8 protein-coding genes are annotated in these 12,269 nt (G+C 61.4%); 2 read left to right on the forward strand and 6 right to left on the reverse strand.

What is annotated here, in order from left to right; all coding sequences use genetic code 11:
• Together HX899_RS34885 and HX899_RS34620 are read left to right on the forward strand one after the other, a co-directional pair.
• On the forward strand, positions 1-271 hold a 271-nt coding region (locus HX899_RS34885), incomplete at its 5' end, for a hypothetical protein (protein WP_210273909.1).
• Between the two features lie 154 nt (positions 272-425).
• Positions 426-2,366 carry a M23 family metallopeptidase gene (locus HX899_RS34620; RefSeq protein WP_033182109.1) on the forward strand — a complete coding sequence of 647 codons (1,941 nt, stop codon included), beginning with the start codon at positions 426-428 and terminating at the stop codon, positions 2,364-2,366.
• 98 nt (positions 2,367-2,464) lie between these two features.
• Here the strand turns inward: HX899_RS34620 and clpB are convergent, their stop codons facing one another.
• The 6 genes from clpB to HX899_RS34650 all read right to left on the reverse strand — a co-directional run bounded on the left by clpB (position 2,465) and on the right by HX899_RS34650 (position 12,023).
• The gene (gene clpB / locus HX899_RS34625; RefSeq protein ID WP_138389577.1) at positions 2,465-5,065 is read right to left on the reverse strand and encodes an ATP-dependent chaperone ClpB; all 2,601 of its coding nucleotides are present in this window, start codon (positions 5,063-5,065) and stop codon (positions 2,465-2,467) included.
• Between the two features lie 251 nt (positions 5,066-5,316).
• A complete protein-coding gene (locus tag HX899_RS34630) occupies positions 5,317-6,084 on the reverse strand; it encodes a DUF4167 domain-containing protein (protein WP_181294550.1) in 768 nt (255 codons plus the stop codon).
• Positions 6,085-6,426: 342 nt separating this feature from the next.
• Positions 6,427-7,287: a peptide chain release factor N(5)-glutamine methyltransferase gene (gene prmC / locus HX899_RS34635; RefSeq protein ID WP_181294551.1), complete on the reverse strand. Its 861-nt coding sequence runs from the start codon at positions 7,285-7,287 to the stop codon at positions 6,427-6,429.
• Positions 7,284-8,363: a peptide chain release factor 1 gene (prfA, locus tag HX899_RS34640; protein ID WP_138331664.1), complete on the reverse strand. Its 1,080-nt coding sequence runs from the start codon at positions 8,361-8,363 to the stop codon at positions 7,284-7,286. Before prfA ends, prmC begins: the two co-directional genes overlap by 4 nt.
• Before the next feature lie 29 nt (positions 8,364-8,392).
• The gene (ptsP, locus tag HX899_RS34645; protein WP_138331665.1) at positions 8,393-10,660 is read right to left on the reverse strand and encodes a phosphoenolpyruvate--protein phosphotransferase; all 2,268 of its coding nucleotides are present in this window, start codon (positions 10,658-10,660) and stop codon (positions 8,393-8,395) included.
• Between the two features lie 88 nt (positions 10,661-10,748).
• A complete protein-coding gene (locus HX899_RS34650) occupies positions 10,749-12,023 on the reverse strand; it encodes an aspartate kinase (protein WP_011653679.1) in 1,275 nt (424 codons plus the stop codon).
• Positions 12,024-12,269 lie beyond the last annotated feature (246 nt).

Below are 12,269 nucleotides of genomic sequence, written 5' to 3' on the forward strand. Positions count from 1 at the left end.
ACGAAAGACTTCGTCGCCAGCAGCGCCGCCGCCCTCGTTCAGTGAGTGGGCTTATAGAACTAACCCATTAGAACAGTCAACAGCGCTTTTCGAAAAAACTGATTTTTCTTTCAAGGCGTTGTTTTTCCAGGGAAAATTTCAAGTGCGATCATTTCCCGGATTCCGTCCGGCCTTTACACGGCCAGGAAAGATGAACGTCTTTCGACTTTTCGTGAAAAGAACGCTGTTTTGTCCCCTGCGCCCCGACATTATCACAATCTGCTGGTCTTAAGAGACACATGATTCACACAGGCAAATGCAGGCAGACTGCCTTTTCCTGAGTGATTTGACTTCCGTGCCCAAAATATGCACATCTTTCGCCCCAGCCAGGATGGCCGATACATGCTCCCACAGACGCCTGATGTAAGGACGCGGACCCGACTGCCATGATGACGGAGAAAATGATGATCCGCTCGTTGGGCAACGAGCCTCCGCTTCTGGCCGACGGCAGACGCGCGCCCGACCGGCGCGAAGTTTCCTTGCGTTGGCTCTCGGGCACGTTCCTCACCGGCATTACATCTTCCGTCCTGATGGGGGTTGCACTTTTTGCCGCCCTTGACGGCCGCCAGCAATTGGCAATCCCAGCCGAAGCCTATGCAAGTGTTGCGGCAGACGCGCATGAGGATACGACGGTGGTCCGCGGTGGCCGGCTGATCGCGCCCGCCATCGCCGCAAAGCCGTCCGACCGTGCCATCATGGAAGTCTCAACCGTCGTCCACGACGGCGAAAAGGAAGTCGTGCGCCGCCAGCCCTTCGCACATGTGAAGATGACGCTGGCCGCCAACCATGTGGCGACGGAAGATTATCCCGACTTCGATCCCCTGGCGATCTTTTCCGCCGACGAGCCGCAGCCCGCGCCGCAAAGCCGCACCGGCGCGCTTTACGGCTCCGACGTCGAATCCGAAGTCAGCCTGAAGACCATTCCCTTCCCGACCGGCAAGACCAGCATGCAGATGGCATCCGGCCTGTCGCTCGAGGAGGTCGAAGAGAATGTGCGCTCCAACGGCTCGGTGCTGACCGACGGCAACACTCAGCTGGCAGCCCTTTATTACGTCGATCCGCGTCGTTTCTCCAACGAGGACGCCGATGTCGATCTGACCGCCGGTCTGTCCGCCCGCGTGCTCGAACAGAACATGACGGTCTCCGCATCGGAATCGATCACGCCGCAGACCGAAGAATTCGCCGACGACATCCTGCCGGTGCGCGTCGACACGCCGATCGCCAAGGCGCTGACGGATTCAGGCTATCCGCAGCAATATGCCGATGGCATTGCCGGCTATATCGCGCAGCAGCTGGGTTCCGGTGATCTCGACAAGGGCGACGTACTGCGCATCGGCATCATTCAGAAGGGCGAACAGGCAAAGATCATCCGAGCCAGCGTCTATCGCGGCACGCGCCATCTCGTCACCGTGGCCGTCGACGACAAGGGCAGGTACGTGCCCGGCAGCGAGCCGCCGATGCTGGATGCCATCGCCACCGCCTTCGATGACAATTCCTTCGCACCGCCCCCCGGCCAGAACCTGCCGCGCGTCTATGACGGCATCTATCGTGCTGCCCTTTCCTACGGCATGACCAAGGATATGACGGCGCTGATCATCAAGCTGCTCGCCAGCAATGTCGATTTCCAGGCGCAGCTGAGGCCGACCGACAGTCTCGAAGCCTTCTTCTCCGTCGCCGACAGCGCCGGTCAGGCGACCGAGGATTCCGAACTGCTCTATGTCAACGCCCGTTTCGGCGATACGCAGACGCGCTTCTACCGTTTCCAGGACCCCGACGACGGCACGGTCGATTATTTCGACGAGAACGGCAAGAGCATCCGCCAGTTCCTGCTGCGCAACCCGGTTCCGAACGGCATCTTCAAATCCGGCTTCGGCATGCGCCGCCACCCGATCCTCGGTTTCGCCCGCATGCACACCGGCGTCGATTGGGCAGCACCGCGCGGCACGGCGATCATCGCCGCCGGCAACGGTACGGTCGAAAAAGCCGGCTGGGATTCCGGCGGTTACGGCAACCAGACGATCGTGCGCCATGCCAACGGCTATGAATCCTCCTACAATCACCAGAGCGCCATCGCCAAGGGCGTCGTCCCCGGTGCCAAGATCCGCCAGGGTCAGGTGATCGGCTGGGTCGGCACGACCGGCGAATCCACCGGCCCTCACCTGCATTACGAGCTGATCGTCAACGGCACCAAGGTCGATCCGCTGCGCATCCGCCTGCCGGGCGGCAAATCGCTGCAGGGCGAGGCGCTGGCGAAATTCGAAGACGAGCGCAAACGCATCGATACGCTGCTCAACAACCAGACGCCGGACCAGGTGGCGAGCAAGTAGCGTCCATCTACGCTGCTTCCCTTCCAACAGACGGCCCCGATCATTCAATAAAAAATGGCGGCCGAAGCCGCCATTTCTCATTCATCCGGCAAACCTATTTATGCTGCTTCGCTCACCGTCTGCCTCGTCCTGAACTGCAGCCGGTCCGAACCGCTCGTCACCGTCACCGTCGATCCATCCGGCACCTGGCCAGACAGGATCTGCTCGGCCAGCGGATCCTGCACGAACTTCTGGATCACCCGCTTCAGCGGCCTTGCGCCGTAGACCGGATCGTAACCCTTGTTCGCCAGCCAGTGGCGGGCTTCCTCGTCGAGATCGATGACGATCTTGCGCTCTGACAGCAGAGCCACCAGCCGCTTCAGCTGGATATCGACGATCGCGCCCATCTCCTCGCGCTTCAGGCGATGGAACAGAATGATCTCGTCGATGCGGTTCAGGAATTCCGGCCGGAAATGCCCGCGCACGACCTCCATCACCTGCTCGCGAACCGTGTCGCTGTCGTCGCCGTCCCTCAGTTGCGTCAGATATTCGGCGCCGAGGTTCGAGGTCATGATGATCATCGTGTTGCGGAAATCGACCGTCCGGCCCTGACCGTCGGTCAAGCGTCCATCGTCCAGCACCTGCAGCAGGATGTTGAAGACGTCGGGATGCGCCTTTTCGATCTCGTCGAACAGCACGACCTGATAGGGCCTGCGGCGCACGGCTTCCGTCAGCGCTCCGCCTTCGTCATAACCGACATAGCCGGGAGGCGCGCCGATCAGCCGGGCAACGGAGTGCTTCTCCATATATTCCGACATGTCCATGCGCACCATCGCCGTTTCGTCGTCGAAGAGGAAGCGGGCGAGCGCCTTAGTGAGCTCCGTCTTGCCGACGCCGGTCGGACCGAGGAAGATGAACGAGCCGATCGGCCGGTTCGGATCCTGCAGGCCGGCGCGCGCGCGGCGAACGGCGCGCGACACGGCCTGAACCGCATCGCCCTGGCCGATCACCGATTTCGCCAGTTCGTCTTCCATCCGGAGCAGCTTATCGCGTTCGCCCTCTAGCATCCTATCGACCGGAATGCCGGTCCAGCGGGAAACGACATGGGCGATGTTATCGGGGGTGACCACCTCCTGCACCATCGCGCCGCGGTCGCCATCCTGCTTCTCGGCATCGACGAGCTGCTTCTCAAGGTCGGGAATGACGCCGTAGGTCAGCTCGCCGGCACGCTGGAATTCGCCTTTGCGCTGGGCGATCGCCAGTTCGTTGCGGGCATCATCGAGCTGCTTCTTGAGATCGGCGGCAAGGCCGAGTTTCTGCTTTTCCGCCTGCCAGCGGGCCGTCAGCGCATCGGCCTGTTCCTCGAGATCGGTCACTTCGGTTTCAAGCCGCTTCAGCCGGTCGGCGGACGCGACGTCCGTTTCCTTTTTCAGCGCTTCGCGCTCGATCTTCAGCTGCATGATGCGACGGTCGAGTTCGTCGAGTTCTTCCGGCTTGGAATCAACCTGCATGCGCAACCGCGCCGCCGCCTCGTCCATCAGGTCGATCGCCTTGTCGGGTAGGAAACGGTCGGTGATATAGCGGTTGGAAAGTGTCGCAGCCGCCACCAGCGCCGCATCGGCGATGCGCACCTTGTGATGCTGCTCGTATTTTTCCTTCAGGCCGCGCAGGATCGAGATCGTGTCTTCGACCGTCGGTTCGTCGACGACAACGGGCTGGAAGCGGCGGGCAAGGGCCGGATCCTTCTCGACATGTTTGCGATATTCGTCGAGCGTGGTCGCGCCGACGCAATGCAGCTCACCGCGGGCAAGGGCGGGCTTCAGGAGGTTCGAGGCATCCATCGCCCCATCCGCCTTGCCGGCGCCGACCAGCGTATGCATCTCGTCGATGAACAGGATGATCTCGCCGTTTTCCGCCTGGACCTCGTTGAGCACGGCCTTCAGCCGCTCCTCGAATTCGCCGCGGTATTTCGCACCGGCAATCAGCGCGCCCATGTCGAGCGCCATCAGCTTCTTATCCTTGAGCGATTCCGGCACGTCACCGTTGACGATGCGCAGCGCCAGGCCCTCGACGATCGCCGTCTTGCCGACGCCCGGTTCGCCGATCAGCACAGGATTGTTCTTGGTACGGCGCGAAAGCACCTGGATGGTGCGGCGGATTTCGTCATCGCGGCCGATGACCGGGTCGAGCCTACCCTCACGGGCTTCGGCAGTGAGATCGCGTGCGAACTTTTTCAGCGAGTCGAAACCCTGCTCGGCATTGGAGGAATCCGCCGTCCGACCCTTGCGGATGTCGTTGATGACCTGGTTGAGGCCCTGGGCCGTCACGCCTGCGTTCTTCAGCGTCGAAAAGGTCGAGGCCGAGGATTCGATCGCCAGCGCCTGCAGCAGGCGCTCGACGGTGACGAAGCTGTCGCCAGCCTTCTTCGCCGCTTCTTCGGCGGTCGAAAGCACCTTGGCGAGTGGTTGTGCCAGATAGATATTGCCGTTGCCGCCGGAGATCTTCGGCAATTTGGCGAGAGCCGCGTCATTGGCCAGGCGGGCGGCCTTGGCATCGCCGCCGGCGCGCTCGATCAGCGACGCCGCCATGCCCTGATCGTCGTCGAGCAGGACTTTCAGCACATGTTCCGGCGTAAATTGCTGGTGACCCTGCGCCAACGCATAGGTCTGGGCGGACTGGATGAAACCGCGCACCCGCTCCGAATATTTCTCGATATTCATAGTCTACCTCCATGGATCGCCCTGCCCTGACGAGGCGCAGACCGATGATTGAGATCGACCCCCTGAAAAGGCAGGTCGCGCTTTGCCCGGTTGGGATTCGGGCGAAGCAGTTCGAAGAGAATATGGTAGCCTGTTCTGCGAGTTTAAAGAGCCCATAAAATGAAAATCCCCGGCACAAGGCCGGGGATTTTCAAGCTAATTCGAGTAGATGGCATGAACGTCACGCTCTCCCTGAAGGGGAAGCGAAATCCTCATTCCGATGTGACGTCAGCCAGCACTGGCGCCTCGGCAGAGGCGCCCTCGCCTTCAGCGGCGGCTTCTTCGCCCTCAGCACCACGACGCGGGCGTCGGGGACGGCTGCCGGTGCTGCGGCGGCGGGGCTGGCGTTCACGCGGCTGGCCGCCGGCACCTTCCTCGTCCATGGCGACTTCGGCCGGAATGCCTTCGATCTCCGGCTGCGGGCCGGTTCCATCGATGAGTTCGGACTGGGGTGCCGGTGCAGGCGCCTGAGCGGCTACCGGCTTCGGCTGTGCCTGCGGCTGGTGCTGTCTGCTCTGTTGCGGCTGGTGCGGCCTGCTCTGCGGCGGCTGGACGATAACGACATCGTCGCCGTCATTGTCATTCTCATTCTCATTGTTGTCCATATCGTCGCCGTCACGGTCCGCACCGTCGCGATCATTGTACTCGCCGCGGTCGTCGCGCTGGAAGCGTTCCTGCATCTGCGCCTGGGCGCTGGCGATGATACGATTATAATGTTCGGCGTGCTGGAGATAGTTCTCGGCAATCACGCGGTCGCCGGAGCTTTGGGCGTCGCGGGCGAGCTGTGCGTATTTTTCGGCGATATGCTGCGCAGTACCGCGAATCTTCACATCGGGGCCGGAGCTGTCATAGGTCCGGGTTAGCGGATTGCCGCCCTTGCGGTTGAAATTGTTGTTATTGTTATTTCCACCGCCGCCACCGCCGCCGTTATTATTGTTACCACGCCCTCGACCGCGCTTGTTCTGCTGTCCTGGCCTCATAGATCGTTCACCTGAATTCTCTGTTTGTGATGGATACATGGCACCAACCGCCATGACCGGAAAACCGGATCAGGACCTTTGTGCCGCGAGCATACTGCGCCTTTGCGCCGACCTGCCGCTTGGTTCTCAAGTCAGTTTGACTGATTCACGCATTGGGTCGTGTTCAACCGTTGAAACTCTCGTTTAAAAGAGCGGACCCCCGAGGCAAACCAAGTACCGAACGAATCTCGTTCATTCCTATCTGCCCAACACGTGACCGCAACCTATATTGCTTCACCGGGAAATCCAAGCCTTTTCTTCGCAATAACAATAATGTCTCGTCCAATGCCGCATTATCGTCTTTCACGCGAGCGCGAACACGAGCACCCTGTCGTTCTGACCATAATCTTTCACGGATTTGAGGCACCTGAAGCCTTTCGCTTCAAAGATCGCCGTCACGTCGTTTCGCTGATCGTAGCCGATCTCCAGTCCGACGACCCCATCGGGCCTGATGAACCTTGCCGCATCCTTGGCTATGGCTTTGTAAGCGTCAAGCCCATCCGGGCCGCCATCCAGAGCCGCCGCCGGATCAAATTTCGTCACTTCGGGAGCGAGATCGTGAATGACATTGGAAGCAATATAGGGCGGATTTGAGACAATCGCGTGAAAGGATCCCTGGATGTCCTCGAACCAACTTGACTGTACGGCCTCAAAACGATCCTGCAACCCGTTTCTTTCTGCATTCGATCTTGCCGTCAAAAGTGCATCCGCCGATATGTCGCTGCCGAAACCTGATGCATGAGGACATTCGCTCAAAAGCGCAAGGCATATCGCCCCGGTCCCGGTTCCCATGTCAAGGATATGGAGACGGTTTTGCGCCTTTGCAAGGTCTTTGAGATAGACGAGAACCGTATCGACCAGGATTTCCGTATCCGGCCGCGGTTCCAGCGTTTCAGCCGAGAGCCGAAGCGGCAGGCCGTAGAATTCACGCTCGCCGAGAATGCGATGCACCGGCTCATGACCAAGCCGCCGCTCCAGCGCCTTGAAAATCACTTCGGCCTGCTCGGCAGAAAGCCTTTCGGCCGATCGCGTCAACAGCTCGGTCGGCGACAGTGTCAGAAGACCCGCGACAAGCAGCCGCGCATCGGTCGCCGGGTCGACGATACCTGCTTCGGTGAAGCGGCGGCGCGCATCGGCAAGCATATCGGCGACCGTCGAGCTCATTGTTGCTCGCCGAGCTGCGCCAGCTGGCTCGCCTGGTAATCAGCCATCAGCGCGTCGACAACCTCCTCGATCTCGCCTTCCATCATCCGGTCGAGCTTATAGAGCGTCAGATTGATGCGATGGTCCGTCACCCGCCCCTGCGGGAAATTATAGGTACGGATACGTTCCGAGCGGTCGCCGGAGCCGACCTGACTCTTGCGATCGGCAGAGCGCTCGCTATCGGCCCTCTGCCGCTCGGCGTCATAAAGCCTGGAGCGCAGCACCTGCATCGCCTTGGCGCGATTTTGGTGTTGCGATTTTTCCGAACTGGTGACGACGATGCCGCTCGGCAGGTGGGTGATGCGCACTGCCGAGTCCGTCGTATTGACGTGCTGGCCGCCAGCACCCGAAGAGCGCATCGTGTCGATGCGGATGTCTTCGGCCCGGATCTCGATGTCGATCTCCTCGGCCTCCGGCAGCACCGCAACCGTTGCGGCCGACGTATGGATACGCCCACCCGCCTCGGTTTCCGGCACGCGTTGCACGCGATGCACGCCGGATTCGAATTTCAGCTTGGCAAAGACCCCCCTGCCGGTGATCGTCGCGATGATTTCCTTGTAGCCGCCGGCTTCGCCCTCACTTGCCGAGAGCACCTCCACCTTCCAGCCCTTTTCCGCCGCAAAGCGCTCATACATGCGAAAGAGATCGCCGGCGAAAAGAGCCGCTTCCGAGCCGCCCGTGCCGGCTCGGATTTCGAGGATCGCACTCTTTTCGTCGGCTGCGTCCTTCGGCAGAAGCAGGATCTGCATCTCCTGCTCGAGCGACTCGATCTGCTCTTTCACATCGGGCAGCTCCAGCTCGGCGAGGTCGCGCATTTCGCGGTCGACCGACCTGTCCTCGAGCAGCGTTTCGAGATCGGCAAGCTCGGCGACCGCCTTTTCATAGACGCGGATCTTCGTCACGACCGGCTGCAGCTCGGAATATTCGGATGCGAGCTTCACATAGACATCGGCAGCCGGGCCAGCCGACATGCGCGCCTCGATCTCGCCGAAACGACGTTCCAGCTCGCGCATCTTTTCAACGGGAAGCTTCGCCACCCTTCACTCCGATTCTTCTTAATCTCTGTCTAAAGGGGAATATTGTGGCTCTCGGCGAAGCGGGCAAGCACTTCGCGCATCGGCATCAAGGCGTGGTGATCGTCCAGCACCTCATCCATCGCCTTCGTCAGCGCCCCGACGTCGAGCCCGAGCAGCATCGCCTTCACCGGTCCGATCGAGGCCGGCGACATCGAGATCGAGCGGAAGCCGATACCGAGCAGCGCCATCGCCGAGATCGGTTTGCTGGCGAGCTCGCCACAGAGCGTCACCGGCGTCTTGTTCCGCTCCGCCCCCCGCACGATATCGCGCAGGATGCGCAAGAACGGCTTGCCGAGCGGATCGAAGCGGTCCGAGACCCGCGCATTGCCGCGATCGACCGCCATCGAGAACTGGAAGAGATCGTTCGAACCGACCGAGACGAAATCGACCGCCTCCATCAGCTCGTCGAGCTGCCAAAGCAGTGCCGGCACCTCCAGCATCGCGCCGAATTGCAGCTTGCGCGGCAGCCCGTGGCCGAAGCGCGACAGATGCTGCACTTCCTTCTGCAAGAGCTCACGCACCATCTTCAGCTCGGAAACCTCGGTCACCATCGGCACCATCAGCTTCAGCTCGGTGTCGGCCGATGCCTTCAGCAGGGCGCGCAACTGGGTGCGCAACAATCCCGGCCGGTCGAGCGACAGCCGGATGGCGCGCCAGCCAAGTGCGGGATTTTCTTCCTCATGGCCGCGGAAATAGGGCACCACCTTGTCGCCGCCGATATCGAGCGTACGGAAGGTGACGGTGCGGCCCGCCGCCTGCTTTATCACATTGCGATAGAACTGCTCCTGCTCCTCCGCCTTCGGCATGGTGGAGGCGATCATGAACTGCAGCTCGGTGCGGAACAGGCCGATGCCCTCGGCGCCCGATTCCGAAAGCTGCGGCAGGTCGACCAGCAGGCCGGCATTCATCATCAGCGCGATCCGCTGCCCATCCTTGGTCACCGGCTCGACGGCACGCAGCGCCCGGAACTGCTCCTGCCGCCTGGCGCGGAAGCGAACCTTTTCCTCGTAGGAACGCCGGTGATCGGCCATCGGCCGCAGATGCACATGTCCCTCGTCGGCGTCGATGATCACCGCATCGCCGTTCTCGGCGAGCGCCACCACGCCCGCTGCCTGACCGATGACCGGAATGCCCATGGCGCGCGCGACGATCACCACATGGCTCGTTACCGCCCCTTCTTCCAGCACTAGCCCGCGGACATTGGAACGCGGATAATCGAGCAGTTCGGCTGCTCCCATGGCGCGCGCCAGGATGATCGCATCGCTGGGGAAACCTTCGCCGGTCGTCCGGCCGGTATAACCGGTCAACTGTCTGAGCAGCCGATTCGCCAGATCCTCGAAATCATGCATGCGTTCGCGCAGATAAGGGTCGGTCAACCGCATCATCCGCGCCTTGGTGTCGCTTTGCACCTTCTCGACTGCTGCTTCCGCCGTCAGGCCGTTGCGGATCGCCTCCTCGAGCTTGCGCACCCAGCCCTGGTCATGGGCGAACATGCGATAGGTTTCGAGCACCTCGCGATGTTCGCCTTCCATCGAGACGTCACGGCGCGACAGCATATCGTCGATCGAGATCCTGAGCGAGCCCATGGCTTCGGCCAGCCGCCGGATTTCCTTCTCGGCATCCTCGTTCAGCAGATTGGTGACGACGATGCGCGGCTCGTGCAGCACGACGTAACCGAGGCCGATGCCGTCATTATAAGTATCGCCGTCGACGGTGACCGAACGCGTCAGGTCGAGTTCGAGGCCCGGCTTGGTGATCTTCTTGAGCTCACCGGTGGCGATCATCTCTGCCAGCACCATCGCCGTCGTCTCGAGCGCTTCCAGCTCTTCCTCGCGATAGTTGCGGCTTGCCTTGTTCTGCACGACGAGAACGCCAAGCGAGCGCCCGGTCCTGAGGATCGGCACGCCGAGGAAGGAATGGTAGATTTCTTCACCCGTTTCCGGCAGGTAGCGGAAGGCAGGATGCGACTGCGCGTCGGAAAGGTTCAACGGCTGGGCCGAGGCCGCGATGGTGCCGACCAGGCCCTGCCCCATCTTCAATTGCGCCAGATGCACGGCCTCGCGGTTGAGGCCTTCGGTCGCGTAGAGTTCGAGGACGCCGTCGGCGCGCAGCACATAGACGGAGCAAACCTCCGCCACCATGTTGCCGGCGATCTGGCGGACGATCCGGTCAAGACGATCCTGCGGCTCCAGCGGCTCCGCCATCAACTCGCGCAGCCGCCTGAGCAGCACGCGCGGACCGCCGGAAAGGTCTCTCATGGCGTCTCAAGCTCCCGAAACAACGCACTTAGTCCCGGCGGGCCGGCCTCATCTCCTCAACCTGAAGGGGCAGGCCGCCCGCTGGGAATCAATTCTTATCCAGACCGTAGCAGGAATGCAAAGTCCTGACAGCGAGTTCTGCATAGGGACCGTCGATCAGGATGGAAATCTTGATCTCGGAGGTGGTGATCGCCTTGATGTTGATGCCTTTTTCGGCAAGTGCACGAAATGCGGTAGCGGCAACGCCCGCGTGGCTGCGCATGCCGATGCCGATGACCGATACTTTCACCAGCCCCGATTCGTTCTGCACGACGTCGTAGCCGATCTTCTCCTTATGGTCGCCGAGCACCTTGATCGCCTTCTCGACGTCGCCTGACGGCACGGTGAAGGTCATGTCGGTCTTCGACCCGTCCTCGGAAATATTCTGGACGATCATGTCGACATTAATATGGGATTCGGCGAGCGGCCCGAAGATCGCCGCGGAGACGCCCGGCCGATCGGCAAGACGGCGAAGCGAGATCTGAGCCTCATCCTTGGCATAGGCGATGCCGGTGACTACTTCCTGTTCCACGATTTCATCCTCGTCACAAATCAGCGTTCCGGGCGGGTTCAGCAGATCGCCCATGCCCGGAGCATCGGGATCTTCGAATGATGAGCGCACGAAGGTGCGCACCTTGTGTACCATGGCAAGCTCGACCGAGCGCACCTGCAGTACCTTGGCGCCGAGCGAGGCCATTTCCAGCATTTCCTCGAAGGCGATCTTCTTCAGCCTGCGCGCCTTCGGCACGATGCGCGGGTCGGTCGTGTAGACGCCGTCGACATCAGTATAGATATCGCAGCGATCCGCCTTGACAGCTGCCGCGATTGCGACGGCTGAAGTGTCCGATCCGCCGCGTCCGAGCGTCGCGATCCGGTTGTCGGGTCCCAGCCCCTGGAAGCCGGAGATGACGGCGACCTGCCCCTCGCCCATCCGCTTGACGATGTCTGAGCCGTCAATCTCCATGATCCGTGCCGCGCCATGCGCATTGTCGGTGCGGATCGGGATCTGCCATCCCTGCCAGGAACGCGCATTGATATCCATCGCCTGCAATGCGATTGCCAGCAGCCCCGAGGTCACCTGCTCGCCGGAGGCGACCACCGCATCATATTCCCGCGCATCGTAAAATGGAGAATTGGCGCCGATCACCTTCGGCGTGCCCTGGACCCAGCCGACCAGTTCATTGGTCTTGCCGGACATGGCCGAGACGACCACCGCCACCTCGTGCCCGGCATCGACTTCGCGTTTTACGTGGCGGGCAACATTCTTGATGCGGTCCAGGTCAGCGACGGACGTGCCGCCGAATTTCATTACGATGCGTGCCATATGCCTCTACCACGACTGGCGCCGGGAAAGCGGAAAACCGGACCCGGCATCACGAAAGCTCTGGGGCAGACCGCTTGGGCCAGAGAGCCGGATTCCCAACTTCTGGAACCGCTCTAAAAGCCCAGGCCCCAAAGGCCCCAAGTTGCGGCGTCTCTTAGCGAGTTTGGCGAGGGGAGGCAAGCGCACGCGACAAAAGCTATTGGTGAGCGGTTCCGCACTCGCCAATCCCCTGATCCGCGCCCCTTG

Source organism: Rhizobium sp. WYCCWR 11146 (genome assembly GCF_013591995.1).
Lineage (GTDB): Bacteria > Pseudomonadota > Alphaproteobacteria > Rhizobiales > Rhizobiaceae > Rhizobium > Rhizobium indicum.

Bases quoted from the DNA above. Each gene is read 5' to 3' on its own strand.
- ptsP (WP_138331665.1), bottom strand. From the start codon at position 10,660: ATGAGAGACCTTTCCGGCGGTCCGCGCGTGCTGCTCAGGCGGCTGCGC.
- prmC (WP_181294551.1), bottom strand. From the start codon at position 7,287: ATGAGCTCGACGGTCGCCGATATGCTTGCCGATGCGCGCCGCCGCTTC.
- clpB (WP_138389577.1), bottom strand. From the start codon at position 5,065: ATGAATATCGAGAAATATTCGGAGCGGGTGCGCGGTTTCATCCAGTCC.
- HX899_RS34620 (WP_033182109.1), top strand. From the start codon at position 426: ATGATGACGGAGAAAATGATGATCCGCTCGTTGGGCAACGAGCCTCCG.
- HX899_RS34650 (WP_011653679.1), bottom strand. From the start codon at position 12,023: ATGGCACGCATCGTAATGAAATTCGGCGGCACGTCCGTCGCTGACCTG.
- HX899_RS34630 (WP_181294550.1), bottom strand. From the start codon at position 6,084: ATGAGGCCAGGACAGCAGAACAAGCGCGGTCGAGGGCGTGGTAACAAT.